The organism is Agrobacterium sp. LEGMi-208b (assembly GCF_059511785.1).
The window spans coordinates 54,528-72,427 of sequence record NZ_CM183445.1 but is presented as its reverse complement, the minus strand read 5'-3'; the positions used below and the strand labels follow the sequence as shown (position 1 = coordinate 72,427).

Annotated in this window: 17 protein-coding genes; 8 read left to right on the top strand and 9 right to left on the bottom strand. The window is 59.7% G+C overall.

Annotated features, from left to right (window positions below; all coding sequences use genetic code 11):
• Nucleotides 1-41 precede the first annotated feature (41 nt).
• Nucleotides 42-302, top strand: a complete 261-nt coding sequence (locus AC5YUO_RS00360; protein ID WP_003502750.1) for a hypothetical protein — start codon at nucleotides 42-44, stop codon at nucleotides 300-302.
• 96 nt (nucleotides 303-398) lie between these two features.
• Here the strand turns inward: AC5YUO_RS00360 and gyrA are convergent, their stop codons facing one another.
• On the bottom strand, nucleotides 399-3,191 hold the full coding sequence (gene gyrA, locus AC5YUO_RS00355) for a DNA gyrase subunit A (RefSeq protein ID WP_496153868.1): 2,793 nt from the start codon (nucleotides 3,189-3,191) through the stop codon (nucleotides 399-401).
• Nucleotides 3,192-3,408: 217 nt separating this feature from the next.
• Here gyrA and AC5YUO_RS00350 point away from each other — a divergent pair, with 217 nt between their 5' ends.
• Together AC5YUO_RS00350 and AC5YUO_RS00345 are read left to right on the top strand one after the other, a co-directional pair.
• Nucleotides 3,409-4,038 (top strand): MarC family protein, encoded by a 630-nt coding sequence (locus AC5YUO_RS00350; RefSeq protein ID WP_174024834.1) that lies wholly within the window; start codon nucleotides 3,409-3,411, stop codon nucleotides 4,036-4,038.
• Between the two features lie 132 nt (nucleotides 4,039-4,170).
• Entirely contained in the window at nucleotides 4,171-5,319 is a 1,149-nt protein-coding gene (locus AC5YUO_RS00345; protein ID WP_496153867.1) for an HPP family protein, read from the top strand.
• Nucleotides 5,320-5,362: 43 nt separating this feature from the next.
• Here the strand turns inward: AC5YUO_RS00345 and AC5YUO_RS00340 are convergent, their stop codons facing one another.
• The 3 genes from AC5YUO_RS00340 to AC5YUO_RS00330 form a co-directional block, all read right to left on the bottom strand.
• Entirely contained in the window at nucleotides 5,363-5,653 is a 291-nt protein-coding gene (locus AC5YUO_RS00340) for a type II toxin-antitoxin system RelE/ParE family toxin (protein ID WP_496153866.1), read from the bottom strand.
• Nucleotides 5,646-5,912 carry a ribbon-helix-helix domain-containing protein gene (locus AC5YUO_RS00335; protein ID WP_496153865.1) on the bottom strand — a complete coding sequence of 89 codons (267 nt, stop codon included), beginning with the start codon at nucleotides 5,910-5,912 and terminating at the stop codon, nucleotides 5,646-5,648. Before AC5YUO_RS00335 ends, AC5YUO_RS00340 begins: the two co-directional genes overlap by 8 nt.
• Before the next feature lie 91 nt (nucleotides 5,913-6,003).
• On the bottom strand, nucleotides 6,004-6,588 hold the full coding sequence (locus tag AC5YUO_RS00330; RefSeq protein WP_496153864.1) for a single-stranded DNA-binding protein: 585 nt from the start codon (nucleotides 6,586-6,588) through the stop codon (nucleotides 6,004-6,006).
• Between the two features lie 264 nt (nucleotides 6,589-6,852).
• Here AC5YUO_RS00330 and uvrA point away from each other — a divergent pair, with 264 nt between their 5' ends.
• Complete coding sequence (gene uvrA / locus AC5YUO_RS00325) at nucleotides 6,853-9,774, top strand: excinuclease ABC subunit UvrA (RefSeq protein WP_496153863.1); 2,922 nt, start codon at nucleotides 6,853-6,855, stop codon at nucleotides 9,772-9,774.
• Nucleotides 9,775-10,008: 234 nt separating this feature from the next.
• The gene (locus AC5YUO_RS00320; RefSeq protein ID WP_496153862.1) at nucleotides 10,009-10,809 is read left to right on the top strand and encodes a DUF72 domain-containing protein; all 801 of its coding nucleotides are present in this window, start codon (nucleotides 10,009-10,011) and stop codon (nucleotides 10,807-10,809) included.
• Nucleotides 10,810-10,815: 6 nt separating this feature from the next.
• Here the strand turns inward: AC5YUO_RS00320 and dusA are convergent, their stop codons facing one another.
• The gene (gene dusA, locus AC5YUO_RS00315; RefSeq protein ID WP_496153861.1) at nucleotides 10,816-11,826 is read right to left on the bottom strand and encodes a tRNA dihydrouridine(20/20a) synthase DusA; all 1,011 of its coding nucleotides are present in this window, start codon (nucleotides 11,824-11,826) and stop codon (nucleotides 10,816-10,818) included.
• 138 nt (nucleotides 11,827-11,964) lie between these two features.
• On the opposite strand from dusA, the gene AC5YUO_RS00310 reads away from it, so the two are divergent.
• Together AC5YUO_RS00310 and AC5YUO_RS00305 are read left to right on the top strand one after the other, a co-directional pair.
• Entirely contained in the window at nucleotides 11,965-12,654 is a 690-nt protein-coding gene (locus AC5YUO_RS00310; protein ID WP_496153860.1) for a fumarylacetoacetate hydrolase family protein, read from the top strand.
• A gap of 34 nt (nucleotides 12,655-12,688) precedes the next feature.
• Nucleotides 12,689-13,219 (top strand): gamma carbonic anhydrase family protein, encoded by a 531-nt coding sequence (locus AC5YUO_RS00305; protein ID WP_496153859.1) that lies wholly within the window; start codon nucleotides 12,689-12,691, stop codon nucleotides 13,217-13,219.
• A gap of 42 nt (nucleotides 13,220-13,261) precedes the next feature.
• On the opposite strand, the gene zur is transcribed toward AC5YUO_RS00305, so the two are convergent.
• Genes zur through znuC form a run of 3 tightly spaced genes read right to left on the bottom strand, consistent with a single transcriptional unit; the run spans nucleotide 13,262 to nucleotide 15,409 of the window.
• The gene (gene zur, locus AC5YUO_RS00300) at nucleotides 13,262-13,675 is read right to left on the bottom strand and encodes a zinc uptake transcriptional repressor Zur (RefSeq protein ID WP_269341334.1); all 414 of its coding nucleotides are present in this window, start codon (nucleotides 13,673-13,675) and stop codon (nucleotides 13,262-13,264) included.
• Complete coding sequence (gene znuB / locus AC5YUO_RS00295) at nucleotides 13,672-14,490, bottom strand: zinc ABC transporter permease subunit ZnuB (RefSeq protein WP_496153858.1); 819 nt, start codon at nucleotides 14,488-14,490, stop codon at nucleotides 13,672-13,674. Before znuB ends, zur begins: the two co-directional genes overlap by 4 nt.
• A complete protein-coding gene (znuC, locus tag AC5YUO_RS00290) occupies nucleotides 14,483-15,409 on the bottom strand; it encodes a zinc ABC transporter ATP-binding protein ZnuC (RefSeq protein ID WP_496153857.1) in 927 nt (308 codons plus the stop codon). Before znuC ends, znuB begins: the two co-directional genes overlap by 8 nt.
• A gap of 103 nt (nucleotides 15,410-15,512) precedes the next feature.
• On the opposite strand from znuC, the gene znuA reads away from it, so the two are divergent.
• On the top strand, nucleotides 15,513-16,505 hold the full coding sequence (gene znuA, locus AC5YUO_RS00285; RefSeq protein ID WP_496153856.1) for a zinc ABC transporter substrate-binding protein ZnuA: 993 nt from the start codon (nucleotides 15,513-15,515) through the stop codon (nucleotides 16,503-16,505).
• Between the two features lie 186 nt (nucleotides 16,506-16,691).
• Here znuA and AC5YUO_RS00280 read toward each other — a convergent pair whose 3' ends face one another.
• Nucleotides 16,692-17,744 (bottom strand): LacI family transcriptional regulator, encoded by a 1,053-nt coding sequence (locus AC5YUO_RS00280; protein ID WP_496153855.1) that lies wholly within the window; start codon nucleotides 17,742-17,744, stop codon nucleotides 16,692-16,694.
• Between the last annotated feature and the right edge of the window lie 156 nt (nucleotides 17,745-17,900).

The following is a 17,900-nucleotide window of genomic DNA, read 5'->3' as shown; positions in this document are numbered from 1 at the left end:
TGTTTCCTCGAATTGTGTAATGAGTAGCGAGGCTTTCCAAGATGGCAGTCAACGAGAATTATTCGGACATTGCGTCTGGCAACGGGCATGGCAGCCTTTCGGTTCTGCATCCCATTCACGAGGCGGCGATGCGTATCGCCGATCTCGGTCTCAACCGTTCCAAGGCAAAGACACGCGATCTCGTGGCGCTGCTTCTGTCGCATGGCGCCCGCGCCTGGCGCTCCAATCAGCCGGAAGCAAACATCCACCTACATGTCGCGAGCCGCTCGGGTCGCGCCCCGGTCCATATTCGGATCCGCTGAAAATCAAACGCGATCGATACGACACAAACAAAAACCCCGCGGAGCCTGAGCGCCGCGGGGTTTTTCTTGATTGCTAACCGAAGATAACGAGGCGGCTTACGCCTCGTTTTCCGGTGCCTCCGGCGTATCCGGCAGATCGTCGACGGCATCTTCGCCATTGCCGTTTTCTGCTTCGTCATCGCCTTCCGGCTCGTTGATGCGTTCCACGGAAACCACCTTCTCATCCTTGGCGGTAGAGAAGATCGTCACACCCTTGGTGGCGCGGCTGGCGATGCGGATGCCGTTGACAGGCACGCGGATGAGCTGACCGCCATCGGAAACCAGCATGATCTGGTCGCCCTCTTCCACCGGGAAGGCAGCGACGAGTTCGCCGATCTCGTTGGTCTTCGACGTGTCGGTGGCACGGATGCCCTTGCCGCCGCGACCTGAGGTGCGGAAATCGTAAGAAGAGGAACGCTTGCCGAAGCCCTTCACGGAAACCGTCAGCACGAATTCTTCGCGTGCCTTCAGTTCCTGATAGCGCTCTTCGCTGAGTTCGCCCTCTTCCGTCACTTCCTCACCGACGAGCGCGATATCGTCCTCATCGACCCCTGCGGCACGCCGCTCGGTAGCCGAGCGCTTCAGATAGGCCGCACGCTCCCAGGGTTCAGCCTCCACATGGCCGACAATGGTCATGGAGATGATGCGGTCGCCTTCGGCCATGTTGATCCCGCGCACGCCGACGGAGTTGCGGCCGGCAAAGACGCGCACATCGTCCACGGGGAAGCGGATGCACTGGCCGAGCGCGGTTGTCAGCAGCACGTCGTCGCGGTCTGTACAGGTTTCGACGGAGAGGATTTCATCGCCCTCCTCGTCCAGCTTCATGGCGATCTTGCCATTGCGGTTGACCTGTACGAAATCGCCGAGCTTGTTGCGGCGAACGGTGCCGCGCGTCGTAGAGAACATCACGTCAAGCGTTTCCCAGGTGGTTTCATCCTCGGGCAACGGCATGATGGTGGTGATGCGCTCGCCGGGTTCCAGCGGCAGCATGTTGATGAGGGCCTTGCCCTTGGACTGCGGCGTGCCGATCGGCAGGCGCCAGACCTTTTCCTTGTAGACGATGCCACGCGAGGAGAAGAACAGCACCGGGGTATGGGTATTGGCGACAAAGAGACGGTTGACGAAATCCTCATCGCGCGTCGCCATGCCGGAGCGGCCCTTGCCGCCGCGGCGCTGCGCCCGGTAGGTGGTCAGCGGCACGCGCTTGATATAACCGAGATGCGAAACGGTGACGACCATGTCTTCGCGGGCGATGAGGTCTTCATCGTCCATGTCGGGGCCGCCCTCGACGATCTGCGACCGGCGCGGCGTGCCGAACTCGTCGCGGATCGAAACAAGCTCGTCCTTGACGATCTGCTGGATGCGCAGGCGCGAAGACAGGATTTCAAGATACTCGCTGATCTCGGCACCGATCTTGTTCAGCTCGTCGCCGATTTCATCGCGGCCAAGCGCGGTGAGGCGGGCAAGGCGCAATTCGAGAATGGCGCGTGCCTGCTCTTCGGAGAGATTATAGGTGCCGTCTTCGTTGATGCGATGGCGCGGATCGTCGATCAGACGGATCAGGCTTTCCACATCCTGCGCCGGCCAGCGGCGTGTCATCAACTCCTCACGGGCCGAAGCCGGATCGGGCGCATGACGGATGACGCGGATGACCTCGTCAATATTGGCGACCGAAATCGCCAGACCGACCAACACATGCGCACGTTCGCGCGCCTTGCGCAGCAGATACTTAGTGCGGCGGCTGACGACATCTTCACGGAAGGAAACGAAGGCACGCAGCATGTCCAGTAGCGTCATCTGTTCCGGCTTGCCGCCGTTCAGCGCCACCATGTTGCAGCCGAAGGAGGTCTGCAGCGGCGTGTAGCGATAAAGCTGGTTCAGGATGACTTCGGCATTGGCATCGCGCTTCAGTTCGATGACGACGCGGTAACCCTGGCGGTCGGACTCGTCGCGCAGGTCGGAAATGCCCTCGATGCGCTTTTCCTTGACCAGTTCGGCCATTTTCTCGATCATCGTCGCCTTGTTCACCTGATAGGGAACTTCGGTGATGATAATCTGCTCGCGGTCGCCGCGCATCGGCTCGATAGTGGCGACACCGCGCATGATGACCGATCCACGGCCGGTCTCATAAGCCGAGCGGATGCCCGAACGGCCCATGATCAGCGCGCCGGTCGGGAAATCCGGTCCGGGAATGATCTGCATCATGTCAGGCAGCTCGATCGCCGGATTTTCAATCAGCGCGATACAGCCGTCGATGACCTCGGAGAGATTGTGCGGCGGAATATTGGTGGCCATGCCTACCGCGATGCCGCCTGCCCCGTTGACCAGAAGGTTCGGGAACTTCGCGGGAACGACGACCGGCTCCTGCAAGGTGCCGTCATAGTTGTCGCGGAAATCGACCGTTTCCTTGTCGAGATCGTCGAGCAGCGAATGCGCGGCCTTTTCCAGACGGCACTCGGTGTAACGTTCAGCCGCCGGCGGGTCGCCGTCGATGGAGCCGAAATTGCCCTGCCCGTCGATCAGCGGCAGGCGAAGCGACCAGTCCTGCGCCATACGCGCCAGCGCGTCGTAGATCGCCATGTTGCCGTGCGGATGGAATTTACCCATCACGTCGCCGGTGACGCGGGCGCATTTGACGTATTTCTTGTTCCAGTCGATGCCGAGTTCGGACATGCCGTAAAGAATACGGCGATGAACCGGCTTCAGGCCGTCTCGCACATCGGGAAGCGCGCGGGACACGATAACGCTCATGGCGTAATCGAGATACGACCGCTGCATTTCCTCCATGATGGAAATCGGTTCAATGCCTGGCGGAAGTTTTCCGCCGCCGGGGGGGCTCTGGTCAGTCAAAACGGATCACATTCTATGTTAAGAATCGGATGGATTTTTATAGCGGAAACAGCCACGTTAAGCCAATTTCCCGGCGAGTTTTGAACAGGCTTTTGCGTCATTTGCAAGACGAACGGCGCTTTTCGCGCTTTAGCCCGGCAAAAGCGGGTCTGCTCCCTTTCAAAGCAGCCGCGACTTGCGTAGGCTCATCCGCAAAAAGGCAATAAGCGGGGAAAGAATGGCCAGCAGCGAAACGCTCATCAATGCGCTTACCACACTTCTGGTCACGCTCGATCCGCCGGGTCTCGCCCCCGTCTTCCTTGCGCTGACAGCCGGCATGACGCGCGACCAGCGCAGCCAGGTGGCGTTGCGCGGTTCCATCATCGCCTTCGGCATTCTCGCCGTCTTCGCGCTCTTCGGCCTCGCCATCCTCAACCTGCTCGGCATTTCGCTCGGCGCCTTCCGCATCGCCGGCGGCCTTCTGCTGTTCTGGATTTCCTTCGAGATGATTTTCGAGAAGCGCCAGGAACGCAAGGAAAAGACCTCCGAGATCGCCATCACCAAGGACCACCTTCACAATCTCGCGGTCTTTCCGCTCGCCCTGCCGCTGATCGCCGGGCCGGGCGCCATTTCCGCCACCGTGCTTCTCGCCGGCTCTATGAAGACCACCGTCGAGATGGTGGTGCTCATCCTGATCCTCGCTTTCGCCATGGCCCTCGTTTATGCCGCACTGATCGTCTCGGAGCGAATGGACCGTTTTCTCGGCAATACCGGCCGCGCGATCCTGACCCGGCTTCTCGGCGTGCTGCTTGCCGCGCTTTCCGTACAATTCGTGGTCGACGGCATAAAATCGGCCTTCGCTTTCTGAAAAGCCAGCCCTTGGCGGTTCCAGCGCAATAAATTCCCGCCAACCGCTGAAATGCCGGAAAATCCTCCCTTTAAATCCGACCGCCGCTTCGGCTAAAAGACGCATGTTTTTTCGCATTCGAAAGTTATCTCCATGCGTTCCACGCTGCGCCGCCTCATCCCGGATGCCGCACCCGTCAGCAACAGGGAAAGGCTGCGCTCCGCGACGGGCGCTTTCGTCGGCATTCTGTTGACCGGCCTTCTGGGCAGTCTCGCTCTGCGTTTCGACCCCACCCTGCCCGCCATGATCGCGCCGATGGGCGCCTCGGCCGTGCTTCTGTTTGCCGTGCCCTCGAGCCCGCTGGCGCAGCCCTGGTCGATCCTCTGCGGCAATCTCGTATCGGCTTTCGTGGGAGTGACGGTCGCGCTGCTGGTTCCGGATCCATTCCTTGCCAGCGCGCTCGCCATCAGCCTCGCCATCGCCGCCATGATGGCGCTGCGCTGCCTGCATCCGCCAAGCGGTGCGGTGGCGCTGACGGCCGTCCTCGGCGGCCCCGCGGTGCATAGCCTCGGATACGGTTTCCTGCTCTGGCCGGTCGCCGGAAACTCGCTGATCCTTCTTGCGCTGGCACTCGCCTATAACAATGCCACCGGTCGCGCCTATCCGCATGGCCTGAAGCTTGGAAAGGCCGCCCATGGCACCACGGATCCGACCCCCATCCAGAAAATCGGCTTTTCCTCCACCGACCTCGATGAGGTGCTCAAGGAATATGACCAGGTCCTCGATATTGACAGGGACGAACTCGAAACCATCCTGCGCAAGACCGAACTGCGCTCCTGGCGTCGCCGTGCGCTGCATCTCGATTGCGCCAGCGTCATGTCGCGGGATGTGGTCGGCGTCGCCCCCGATGACAGTCTGCGCCACGCCCATGCGCTGATGCACAGCCACCATTTCAAGGCATTGCCGGTCACCAACGATAAAGCGGAGATCGTCGGCATCGTCACCCAGACGGATTTTCTGGAAAAGGCAAGCTGGAGAAACGGCCGTCCCTCGATCGGTTTCCTGCAGCGGCTGCGCCTCATTCTATCAGGCGCAAGCGCCCCCAACGATACCGTCAAGGACATCATGACTTCGCCGGTCAGAACCGTACGTCCGGAAACCTCGATCGAGGAAGCCATCATCCGCTTTGCGGAGGAAGGGTTGCATTACCTGCCGGTTATCGACGCCAAAGGCAAGATGGTGGGTATCGTGTCGCAATCCGACGTCATGGTCGCGATGCTGGCGGACAAGGTCGCGGCCTGAACCGCTCCTCCCGGCCAATGAACGCAGCTGAGATTGGAAGCCGTCAGAGCTTCAGGCGGCGGATGCTCCGGCCATGTACAACGGTAAGAATGAGAACGCCGGAACCGTCAATTTCATAAAAAATGACATGGCTTCCATACTCGTGTCGGCGTATGCCCTCTCCCACTGTCGTGGCCGCACGTCCCATCCGTGGATTATTGCCGAGCAACTGGAAACAGCTTTCCATCTCGTCCTTGTAAAGGCGTGCCTGGCTCAATCCGAACTGTTCAATACCATAGAGAAAGATGTCGAGAATTTCGTTTTCGGCCTGCGTGCTCAACCGATAATCATTCACGCAAGACACCCTGCGCTGCCGCTACACGTTCAGCTTCCGCGAACAATTCATCCATGCTGCGAGACCCGACGCCACTGGCGCGGGAATCCGCAACGATCTGGCGAAGCTCGTCAATGCTGAAATCCTGCCCTCGCCGGGCCCAGTCACGTCGCACGAGATCCCGCACATAGTCGCTGGCGCTGGCGTATTCGCCCTTCTGGATACGGCTTTCGATCCAGTCTTTCACCGGGTCTGGCAAGGAAAAGGTCATGCTCGCCATGTCTTAAATCTCCTGTCAGCCCGATGATGATATCAACACATCGAAAAAACCACAAAAATTCTGACTTGTGATCGTTTCGGTAAAATCAGCTTCAGAACGGAATGTCGTCGTCCATGTCGTTGGAGAAGCCGCCGGAAGGCTGGCCGCCGCCCCGCGAAGAGCTGCCGCGTGACGAAGACTGCTGGTCGTAACCGCCGCCGTAACCCGAGCCGCCGCCGCTGCCATAGTCATTACCGCCGCCGAAATCGCCGCCGCCGCTGCGGCCACCGCCGCCGCCTTCACCGCGACCATCGAGCATCGTCAGCGTGGAGTTGAAGCCCTGCAGCACGATTTCCGTGGAATAGCGGTCGTTGCCCGTCTGGTCCTGCCATTTGCGCGTCTGCAACTGGCCTTCAATATAGAGCTTGGCGCCCTTCTTGACATATTGCTCGACGACCTTGCACAGGCCCTCGTTGAAAACCACGACGGTATGCCATTCGGTCTTCTCACGGCGTTCGCCGCTGTTGCGGTCCCGCCAGGTCTCGGAAGTGGCGATGCGCAGGTTGGCGATGGGGCGGCCATCCTGCGTCCGGCGGATTTCGGGATCGGCGCCCACATTTCCGATCAGAATTACCTTGTTTACGCTACCAGCCATCTCGTCATCCTGTCCGCCAGCCGTCATGACCGGCAATTGCATTTCAAAAAATTCGCCACACAATAACCGCCGCCGCCCGCAAAGGGCACCGCAGCCAGGGAACTATCCACAAAGAATAATCTTAAGCTGCGGGAGCAGACATTCGCGCTTGCAATTCGTTCCTTTTTTGTTCTATTAAATCGCAGATTTCGAGTCAAGCATTCCGAAAAGCTGCGACCGATAGGAAATAGACCTCGACACCTCCGGCTGCGTCACTACATAAGGACGCGCTGCCATCAAGTGTGTTATTTTTGTCCGAGCCTTGTCATGAGTGAACTGAAGACGATTTCCATCCGTGGCGCCCGCGAGCATAATCTCAAGGGCATCGATCTGGATCTGCCGCGCAACAAGCTGATCGTCATGACCGGGCTTTCCGGCTCGGGCAAGTCGTCGCTCGCCTTCGACACGATCTATGCCGAAGGCCAGCGCCGTTATGTCGAAAGCCTATCGGCCTATGCGCGCCAGTTCCTGGAAATGATGCAGAAGCCGGATGTCGACCAGATCGACGGCCTTTCGCCGGCAATCTCCATCGAGCAGAAGACCACCTCGCGCAACCCTCGTTCAACAGTCGGCACGGTGACCGAGATTTACGACTATATGCGCCTCCTGTTCGCGCGTGTCGGCGTGCCCTATTCGCCTGCGACCGGCCTGCCGATCGAAAGCCAGACGGTCAGCCAGATGGTCGACCGCATCCTTGCCTTCGAGGAGGGCACGCGTCTTTACATCCTCGCGCCGATCGTGCGCGGCCGTAAAGGCGAGTACAAGAAGGAACTGGCCGAGCTGATGAAGAAGGGCTTCCAGCGCGTCAAGGTGGATGGCCAGTTCTACGAAATCGCCGACGTTCCCGCCCTCGACAAGAAATACAAACACGATATCGACGTGGTGGTCGACCGTGCGGTGGTGCGCCCGGATATGGCCGCACGCCTCGCCGACAGTCTGGAAACCTGCCTCAAGCTCGCCGACGGGCTGGCAATTGCCGAATTCGCCGACAAGCCTCTGCCGCCCGAGGAGACCGCCGCCGGCGGCTCGGCCAACAAGTCTCTCAACGAGACCCATGAACGTGTGCTGTTTTCGGAAAAATTCGCCTGCCCGGTTTCCGGCTTCACCATCCCGGAAATCGAGCCGCGGCTATTCTCCTTCAACAATCCCTTCGGCGCCTGCCCAAGCTGCGATGGCCTCGGTTCGCAGCAGAAGGTGGATGAAAACCTGATCGTACCCGAGCCGGCCCGCACATTGCGCGACGGCGCCATCGCCCCCTGGGCGAAGTCTTCCTCGCCCTATTACAACCAGACGCTGGAAGCGCTCGGCAAGGCCTTCGGTTTCAAGCTGTCGAGCAAATGGTCCGATCTGTCGAAGGAAGCGCAGCATGCCATCCTTCAGGGCACCGACGACAAGATCGAATTCAACTATCAGGACGGTGCCCGTTCCTACAAGACGGTGAAGAATTTCGAAGGCATCGTGCCCAATCTGGAGCGCCGCTGGAAAGAGACGGACAGCGCCTGGGCACGCGAGGAAATCGAGCGTTACATGTCGGCAGCCCCCTGCCCGGCCTGCGCCGGTTATCGCCTGAAGCCGGAAGCCCTTGCCGTCAAGATCAACAAGCTGCATATCGGTGAAGTCACCGAAATGTCCATCCGCAAGGCACGCGACTGGTTCGAGGTGCTGCCGGAAAATCTCAACGCCAAGCAGAACGAGATTGCGGTCCGCATTCTCAAGGAAATCCGCGAGCGCCTGCGATTCCTCAACGACGTCGGGCTGGACTATCTCAGCCTGTCGCGCAATTCCGGCACACTGTCCGGCGGCGAAAGCCAGCGCATCCGTCTGGCCTCACAGATCGGCTCGGGTCTGACGGGCGTTCTCTATGTTCTGGATGAGCCTTCAATTGGCCTGCACCAGCGTGACAATGCCCGCCTGCTCGAAACGCTGAAACACCTGCGTGATATCGGCAATACTGTCATCGTTGTCGAACATGACGAGGACGCCATTCTGACGGCGGACTATGTGGTCGATATCGGCCCGGCCGCCGGTATTCACGGTGGTGAGGTCATAGCCGAAGGTTCGCCGCAGGACGTGATGGCCAATCCGAAATCGCTGACCGGTAAATACCTCTCCGGCGAACTCGGCGTTGCCGTGCCGGCCGAGCGCCGAAAGCCGAAAAAGGGTCGCGAGATCAAGGTTTTTGGCGCCCGCGGTAACAATCTCCAGAATGTCACGGCAGCCGTGCCGCTCGGCGTTTTCACCGCGGTAACAGGCGTATCCGGTGGCGGCAAGTCCACCTTCCTGATCGAGACGCTCTATAAATCGGCGGCGCGCCGGGTGATGGGCGCGCGCGAAATCCCGGCCGAGCACGACCGCATCGACGGTTTCGAATTCATCGACAAGGTGATCGATATCGACCAGTCGCCGATCGGCCGCACGCCGCGCTCCAACCCCGCCACCTATACCGGCGCCTTTACGCCGATCCGCGACTGGTTCGCGGGTCTGCCGGAGGCCAAGGCGCGCGGTTATGCGCCCGGCCGTTTCTCCTTCAACGTCAAGGGCGGCCGCTGCGAGGCCTGCCAGGGCGACGGCGTCATCAAGATCGAGATGCACTTCCTGCCTGACGTCTATGTTACCTGCGATGTCTGCCACGGCAAGCGCTATAATCGCGAGACGCTGGATGTCACCTTCAAGGGAAAATCCATCGCCGATGTGCTGGATATGACGGTCGAGGAAGGCGTGGAGTTCTTCGCCGCCGTGCCGGCGGTGCGCGACAAGCTGCAATCGCTGTTCGATGTCGGCCTCGGTTATATCAAGGTCGGCCAGCAGGCAAACACGCTCTCCGGCGGCGAGGCGCAGCGCGTCAAGCTCGCCAAGGAACTGTCGAAACGCTCGACGGGCCGTACGCTCTATATTCTCGACGAACCGACAACCGGCCTGCATTTCCACGACGTCAACAAGCTGCTGGAAATGCTGCATGCGCTGGTGGAACAGGGCAATTCCGTCGTGGTGATCGAACACAATCTCGAAGTCATCAAGACCGCCGACTGGATCATCGATATCGGTCCCGAAGGCGGCACGGGCGGCGGCGAAGTGGTGGCGACCGGCACACCGGAAGACATCGTCAAGGTCGAGCGCTCCTATACCGGCCACTTCCTGAAGGAACTTCTCGACCGCCGGCCGGCCGGGAAACGCGAGGCTGCGGAGTAAGTACGGTAACGGTAGAGTCATGACAAAGTCTGCAAACCTCTCCTCCGTCATGCTCGGGCCTGTCCCGAGCATCCACGACCGATAGATCGACGTTACGAAGTTAGATCCTCGGGACAAGCCCGAGGATGACGCGGGCTTTGAGATACGCTGTGTCAGCAGTTTGAGGCTGCGGAATCATTCGCCGCCTGCTCAAGCGAGAATTCAGCCATCGGGGCATCATTGGAGGAACAGCATATGTCGACATCAGGAACGATCCGCACCGGTATCGGCGGCTGGACCTTCGAGCCCTGGGAAGGCACGTTTTATCCGGAAAAACTGCCGAAGAAGCGCCAGCTCGAACATGCCAGCCGGCAATTGACGGCAATCGAGGTGAACGGCACCTATTACAGCAGCCAGAAGCCGGAAACCTTCGCCAAATGGGCCTCCGAAGTGCCCGAGGATTTCATCTTCTCGCTGAAGGCGAGCCGCTTCGTCACCAATCGCAGGGTTCTGGCCGAGGCCGGTGAATCCATGACGAAGTTTCTCACGCAGGGTCTGACGGAACTCGGGTCTCATCTTGGCCCGATCCTCTGGCAGTTCGCGCCCACGAAGAAATTCGATGCGGATGATTTCGGTGCCTTTCTGGCGCTGCTGCCGGAAAAACAGGACGGCATTTCCCTGCGGCATGTGGTCGAGGTGCGCAACGAGACATTCCAGGTGCCGGAATTCATCGATCTCCTTGCCAAATACAAGGTCGCCGTCGTCTGCGCCGATCATCACGATTATCCGATGCTGCCGGATGTGACCGCCGATTTCGTCTATTGCCGCCTGCAGAAGGGCGAGGACGATATCAAGACCTGTTATCCGCAGACCGGGATCAGCGATTGGGCCAAACGGGTCGAGACCTATGCGGCGGGCGGCGTGCCTGACGATCTGCCGCTGATCGCGCCCGATCGGAAGGTCGAAAAGACCCCGCGCGACGTTTTCGCCTTCTTCATCACCGGCGGCAAGGTCAATGCGCCCGTGGGTGCGCAGGAACTGCAAAAAGCGATCTGAACCCTCTCAGCCCGCCAATTCTTTCACAGGGTTGAAATCGATGGCGGCGAAAGCTGCCTCGATCACCTCCGGCCCCGCACCCGGCCGGGTGGCGTCGCTGGAAAGGATTTGCCGGAAACGGCGCGCGCCCGGCATGCCCTGAAACAGGCCGACCATATGGCGGGTGACGTGATTGAGACGTCCGCCTGTGGCGATATAATCGGTGGCGTAAGCCATCATCGCATCCCGCAGCGTCATCCAGTCATAGTGGCGGGCTTCTTCGCCGTGGATGCGGTGATCGACATCGGCAAGGATCGAGGTGTTGTGATAGGCGGCCCGGCCGAGCATCACGCCGTCCATGTGTTTCAGGTGTTCACCCGCCTGATCGAGATCGGCGATGCCGCCATTGATGCCAATGAAGACGTCAGGATTGTCCCGCTTCATGCGATAGACGAGATCATAATCGAGCGGCGGAACCTCGCGGTTTTCCTTCGGCGAAAGCCCCTGCAACCAGGCTTTGCGTGCATGGACCCAGACCGCATCCGCACCGGCGGCAACGACCCGCGCGAGAAAATCCGGCAAGACGGTTTCGGGCTCCTGGTCATCAACGCCGATGCGGCATTTGACCGTGACCGGCACAGCCGCAACCGCTTTCATCGCCGAAATACAGTCCGCAACGATTTGGGGCTCGCGCATCAGGCAGGCGCCGAAGGTGCCGGATTGCACCCGGTCCGAAGGGCAGCCGACATTGAGGTTGATCTCGTCATAACCGTAATCACCGGCGATCCGCACCGCCTCGGCGAGCTTGGCTGGATCCGATCCGCCGAGCTGCAGCGCAACGGGATGTTCCTGCGGGTGGTAACCGAGCAGCTTCTCGCGCTGACCATGAATGATGGCGTCGGCAACGATCATTTCGGTAAACAGCAAAGCGCGCTTCGACAGTTGCCGGTGCAGAAACCTGCAGCGGGTATCGGTCCAATCGATCATAGGGGCCACGGCGAATATCTTTTCGCCGCTGGCAAGCGCTTGTCTGTACATGGATAAACCTCTTTGCGCCGGCTTCTACAGCAAAGGGCGGCAAAAAGCCAGTTTTGCGGGCAAGGTCATTTTGAACTGGAAATCGCCCCGGAATCGCGGGACAAGACTTGCAGCTTCAAGAGACGACAGGAAATCCCCATGGCCGCCACCGTCATCCCCGCTCCGAAACCCGTTCTGCTGCCCGTCGAGGGCACGGAAGAACTGTTCCCCGTGCGGCGGGTCTATTGCGTCGGCCGCAACTATGCCGATCACGCCATCGAAATGGGCCACGACCCCTCGCGCGAACCGCCCTTCTATTTCCAGAAAAACCCGGACAATCTTCTGCCCGCTGGCAATGATTTCCCCTACCCGCCGCTGTCCTCCAACGTGCATTATGAAGTCGAATGTGTCGTGGTCCTGAAGAGCGGCGGCGCGGATATCCCGGCGTCAGAAGCGCTGAATCATGTCTGGGGTTATGCCGTCGGCATCGACATGACCCGCCGCGACCTGCAGGACGGGCTGAAGAAAATGGGCCGCTCCTGGGAAGGTGCGAAGGCGTTTGAAGATTCCGCACCGGTTTCGGCCATCGTTCCCGCCGATAAGATCGGCCATCCCGCAACCGGCGCGATCTGGCTCGATGTCAATGGCGAACGCAAGCAGACCGGCGATCTTGCCCAGATGATCTGGAAGGTGCCGGAAGTAATTGCCGAGCTTTCCAAGCTCTTCACCCTTGCCGCCGGCGATGTGATCATGACCGGCACGCCGGCCGGCGTCGGCCCCATCGTGCGCGGTGACAGGATAGAGTGTGGTGTCGATGGTGTCGGCACGCTCTCTGTCAAAATCGCCTGATCGGCAGGAAACAACACAAAGGGAGGACACCACCATGCCGCTTTACCGCCTCGCCGACCGGGTACCGCAAACCCCTGCCCCGGATCGTTACTGGATCGCGCCAGATGCCAATGTCATCGGTTCGGTCACACTTGGCGAAGATGTCGGCATCTGGTTCGGTGCGACCCTGCGCGGCGATAACGAGCCGATCAGCGTCGGCCGCGGCACCAATATTCAGGAAGGCGTGATGGTGCACAGCGACCCCGGTTTTGCTGCAACCATCGGCGAAATGTGTACGATTGGCCACCACGCCATCGTCCACGGCTGCAGCATCGGCGACAATTCGCTTGTCGGCATGGGCGCGACGATTTTGAACGACGCGAAGATCGGCCGTAACTGCCTCGTTGGCGCCAATGCGCTGGTGACGGAGGGCAAGGAGTTTCCGGATAATTCGCTGATTGTCGGCTCGCCGGCGCGGGTTATCCGCACACTGGATGAAGACACCGTGGCGGGCATTCGCCGTTCGGCGGAAAAATACATCGAGAACTGGAAGCGTTTTTCGACGGATCTGGCGATCATCGAATAATGGAGGATGGCGGGCAACGATGCCCGCCTCTTACAATTGGCTTTATGCCGCGCAGGCCGCGCAGAGGCCGCGGATTTCAATGGTGGTCTTTTCCGCCTTGAACTTGCTGTCCTTCACCCAGCGCTCCAGACGGTGGTCGATCTCGTGGTCATGAAACTCCGTCACCTGCCCACAGGATTCGCAGATAGCAAAGGCAACGGTTCCATGGTGGTGCGAGCAGCATTCGGCCTGCGTATGCGTGCAGGCAACGAAGGCGTTGAGGCTTTCCAGCCGGTGCACAAGACCGAATTCCACCAGCTTTTCCAACGCCCGGTAAACCTGCAGCGGCGCGCGGAACCCGTCGTCGCGCAGCTTGTCGAGGATCATATAGGCGCTGAGCGGCTGATGCGCATTTGAGAGGGCATTCATGACCAGCGACTGGTTCTTGGTGAGGTTCGGCTGGGTCTGCGCATTCATGATTTGCCTCCTTCATCCGCGGAGCGGGAAAAACCCGGCGCCGGCAACAGGCTTATAACGAACAGGATCACCGCGGCAACCACGATGGAAGGGCCGGACGGCGTATCATAGGTCAGTGAGCCGAACAGGCCGCCGATAACGGCAACCGCACCGATCAGCGAAGCCACAACCGCCATGACCTCCGGCGTGCTGGAAAAACGCCGTGCGGTCGCGGCCGGTATGATGAGCAGCGAGGTGATGAGCATGATGCCGACCACCTTCATGGCGATGGCAATCACCAGCGCCATCAGCAGCGTGAAGATGAGCTTTGCCCGTTCCGGGTTCAGCCCCTCGGCTTCCGCCAGTTCCGTATTCACGGTGGAAGCGAGCAGCGACCGCCACAGGAAAACCATGGAGACGACGACCATCAGTCCGCCGCCCCAGATCAGCGCGATATCGCTGCGGGTGACGGCAAGAATATCGCCGAACAAAAACGAGACGAGATCGATGCGCACCCAGCTCATGAAGGCGACGATGACAAGGCCGATCGCCAGTGCCGAATGGGACAGGATGCCGAGCAGCGCGTCGGAGGAAAGCGCCTGCCGCCGCTGCAGGAAAATCAAAAGAATCGAAACGGCCGACGCGACCAGAAAGACGCTGACGATGAGGTTGAGCTGCAACAGCAAAGACAGCGCCACGCCGAGCAGCGCCGAATGCGCCATCGTATCGCCGAAATAGGCCATACGCCGCCAGACGACAAAACAGCCGAGAGGACCGGCGGTGAGCGCGACGCCGATGCCGGCGACCATGGCGCGAACGAAGAAATCGTCAAACATGGCGCTCTCCCTGCCGCTGGTCGTGTGGCGTTTTATCTGCGTGGTCATGGCCGCAGCCGCATTCGCCATGGTCATCGTGATGGTGTCCATGGTCATGATGATGATCATGCCCGTGATGGTGCCCGTCCTCGGGGTGGCAATGGTCCGTCACCGTTCCATCCGCATGCTGCACCCGGCCATCGGGCAGATGGGTGTGATCGTGATGGTGGCTATAGACCGCCAGCGCCTTGGCCGCCGTGCCGCCGAACAGCCGCATATATTCCGGGCTCTGGCTCACCGCCTGCGGTGTGCCACGGCAGCAGACATGGCCGTTCAGGCAGATCACCGTATCGGTTTCCGCCATCACCACATGCAGGTCATGCGAGATTAATAGAATGCCGCAATCATTTGAATTCCTGATATTTTTTATCAGATCGTAGAGTGCGATCTCGCCGGAAAAATCAACACCCTGAACGGGCTCGTCGAGAACCAGCAGATCGGGCTTGCGGGCAATGGCGCGGGCCAGAAGCGCGCGCTGGAACTCGCCGCCGGAAAGATGTTGCACCTCGGCATTGGCAAGATGTGCGATGCCCGTCGCATTGAGTGCCGCGTCGATTTCGCGCGCAGGCAACGGCCCGGTCAGCGTCATCAGCCGCCGCACCGAAAGCGGCATGGTCCAGTCCACCGAAAGCTTCTGCGGCACATAACCAACTTTCAGACCGACCTTGCGCGAGACATTGCCTTCGCTCGGCTTCACCACGCCGATCGCCATTTTTGCGCTTGTGGATTTGCCTGATCCATTCGGGCCGATCAGGGTGACGATCTCGCCCCTGCTGACGGAAAACTCCACGCCGCGCACCAGCCAGCGGCCGTTGCGCTGCACGCCGGCATTGGCAAGGGAAACCAGTGTATCGTTACCCTTACGGGCGGAATGAAGCATGGGATTGTCCGTTCGGCGATGTTGCCTACCGCTATTGCATACGTTATAGAGTTACGCAATAAATGTAATAACATAACTATACTTGTTCAAGTGGAGTGCATTCATGAAATCGATCCTGATCCCGCTCATGGCGTCGGTGGCAATAGCAGCCGCCGCTTCAGGCGCCACCGCCGCGCCCGATGTCGTGGTCTCGATCAAGCCCGTCCATTCTCTCGTCGCCGCGATCATGCAAGGCGTCGGCGAACCGCAGCTCATCGTTGACGGCGCGGCCTCGCCGCATACCTATAATCTCAGACCGTCCAATGCCCGCAGGCTGGAAAAGGCGGATGTGGTCTTCTGGGTCGGGCCGGGACTGGAAGCATTCCTGGAAAAGCCGCTGGAGGCACTGGCCAGCAAGGCAACAGTCGTTGAGCTGGAAGATGCCAAGGGTCTGGAAAAGCTGCCCTTCCGCGAAGGCGGCCCCTTTGAAGCGCATGACGACGGCGATGAAGGCCATGATGCGCATGACGGACACGCCGAAGAGGAAGGCGCGCACGATCATGGACACGACCACACGGAAGGTCACGAAGATCATGACCACGGCGCATATGACACCCATCTCTGGCTCGATCCCGCCAATGCCAAGGCCATGGCGCAGGCGATCGAAACCACGCTGATTGCGGCCGATGCCGGCAATGCCGCGACCTATCAGGCCAATACCAAAAAACTGATCGCCGATCTCGATGCGCTCGATGCTGAACTCCAGGAAACGGTGAAGCCGGTGAAGGACAAGCCCTTCATCGTCTTCCACGATGCCTATCAATATTTCGAGCACCGTTACGGCGTGAAGACGGCGGGATCGATCACCGTCAGCCCCGAAACCCTGCCCGGCGCGGACCGCGTCAAGCAGATGCAGGACAAGGTCCGCCAGCTCGGCGCAACCTGCGTTTTCGCTGAACCGCAATTCGAACCGAAGCTGATTTCGGTCATCACCGAAGGCACCGCCGCGAAATCGGCGACGCTCGATCCGGAAGCGGCGACGCTGGAACCCGGCCCCGATCTCTATTTCAAACTGATGCGCGGCATTGCGGGTTCGCTGAAGGACTGCCTGTCCTGATGCGGATTGCTGTCGCTAACGCCCGGAGTCAGTCACTCCTGAATTGCACCGAAAGCTTGCGATGTGCATAATAAATATTGTTTTATCCCATATGGTTGGGGTTACTGATTAAAGTTCGATATCAGGAAAAATCCGGGCGAGCTGCAACAAGGTGTAGGTGCGCGGCAGCAACTAGGAAGAGCCAATCTATGGCTTCGGCGCCATGGAAGACCAGACCGGGCTGCTGATGCTTTGCAGGGTTTCCGGCGGCGCGCCGTTTATGCGCGCCAGAAGGGCCTTTGCAAGCTCCCTGCCCGCCAGCTTGATATCTTCATTGACAGTGTGGATCTGCGGTTTGATCCAGTTCAGGAACTCCGCGGACTGTTTCGATACGATATCGATATCCTCGCCAATCCTTACACCGGCAGCCTCAAAACCCGCCACCAGCGCGATGGTGCTGCTGCCGCTGATCGAAACAATGCCATCCGGGCGGTCGTCCGATTGCATCAGCCGCTGACCGAAATCGCGGATTTTTTCGAGCGGCGTTTCGATGGTGATGGCATCCAGCGGAAATTCGGTGAGACCGAAATCCCTGATCCCCCGGTTGAATCCCTTGCGGGCGTGATCGTGGAATGAAAATCGCGATGGCGGCACGATGACGGCGATCCTTTTGCGTCCGCATTGCGCCAGCCGCTCGACTGCCTCATAGGCATAGGCCTCATTGTCGAAATCATGAAAGGCGTGTTCGATGCCCATATCCGAGCGCCCGTGGGTGACAAAGGGCATGTTGCGCTCGGTCATGAAACGGACGCGCGGATCGTTCGGCTCGATCTTGGAAATAATCACCCCGTCCGCCGAACCGGTATCGAGAATATAGCGGATCGGCACCATGGAATCCTTGGCATGGATGTGTGGCGTTACGACCAGATGATATTGTGTCGTGGAAAGAACCTCGGTAATGCCGAACACCATCTGGCTGGTGAAACCCATCAATTCTTCATCCACACTCAGCACAAGGGCGATGACATTGGTCTTGCCCGTGCGCAGTCGCACGCCGGCGCGGTTCGGCTGGTAGCCGATCTGCCGGGCGATCAGCCGCACGCGCTCCTTGGTCTCGGCGCCGATGTCAGGCGCATCCTTCAACGCACGCGAGACGGTGGTGATGCCAAGACCCGTCATATAGGCGATGGTCTTCAAGGTGGGGCGCTCGCCCGTGATCGCGGGTATGTCGTCCCTGCCGGATTTGCCAGTATCGTTCATGTCATTTCGCCACGCTTTACCGAACGATAATCATAGATAGCTTTTGCCCTGTTGCAAAGGCAAAGGTCTGCGCCCGGAGGTCCACCCTATCCGACCATCCGCCAATTCAGCGAAAACGATATAGGTCCGGAAAATATTTCCCAAGCGCCTGCTGCT

Bases quoted from the DNA above. Each gene is read 5' to 3' on its own strand.
- znuA (WP_496153856.1), top strand. From the start codon at position 15,513: ATGAAATCGATCCTGATCCCGCTCATGGCGTCGGTGGCAATAGCAGCC.
- uvrA (WP_496153863.1), top strand. From the start codon at position 6,853: ATGAGTGAACTGAAGACGATTTCCATCCGTGGCGCCCGCGAGCATAAT.
- AC5YUO_RS00310 (WP_496153860.1), top strand. From the start codon at position 11,965: ATGGCCGCCACCGTCATCCCCGCTCCGAAACCCGTTCTGCTGCCCGTC.
- AC5YUO_RS00280 (WP_496153855.1), bottom strand. From the start codon at position 17,744: ATGAACGATACTGGCAAATCCGGCAGGGACGACATACCCGCGATCACG.
- AC5YUO_RS00320 (WP_496153862.1), top strand. From the start codon at position 10,009: ATGTCGACATCAGGAACGATCCGCACCGGTATCGGCGGCTGGACCTTC.
- znuB (WP_496153858.1), bottom strand. From the start codon at position 14,490: ATGTTTGACGATTTCTTCGTTCGCGCCATGGTCGCCGGCATCGGCGTC.
- dusA (WP_496153861.1), bottom strand. From the start codon at position 11,826: ATGTACAGACAAGCGCTTGCCAGCGGCGAAAAGATATTCGCCGTGGCC.
- AC5YUO_RS00305 (WP_496153859.1), top strand. From the start codon at position 12,689: ATGCCGCTTTACCGCCTCGCCGACCGGGTACCGCAAACCCCTGCCCCG.
- AC5YUO_RS00335 (WP_496153865.1), bottom strand. From the start codon at position 5,912: ATGGCGAGCATGACCTTTTCCTTGCCAGACCCGGTGAAAGACTGGATC.
- AC5YUO_RS00330 (WP_496153864.1), bottom strand. From the start codon at position 6,588: ATGCAATTGCCGGTCATGACGGCTGGCGGACAGGATGACGAGATGGCT.
- AC5YUO_RS00345 (WP_496153867.1), top strand. From the start codon at position 4,171: ATGCGTTCCACGCTGCGCCGCCTCATCCCGGATGCCGCACCCGTCAGC.
- AC5YUO_RS00350 (WP_174024834.1), top strand. From the start codon at position 3,409: ATGGCCAGCAGCGAAACGCTCATCAATGCGCTTACCACACTTCTGGTC.
- znuC (WP_496153857.1), bottom strand. From the start codon at position 15,409: ATGCTTCATTCCGCCCGTAAGGGTAACGATACACTGGTTTCCCTTGCC.
- AC5YUO_RS00360 (WP_003502750.1), top strand. From the start codon at position 42: ATGGCAGTCAACGAGAATTATTCGGACATTGCGTCTGGCAACGGGCAT.
- zur (WP_269341334.1), bottom strand. From the start codon at position 13,675: ATGAATGCGCAGACCCAGCCGAACCTCACCAAGAACCAGTCGCTGGTC.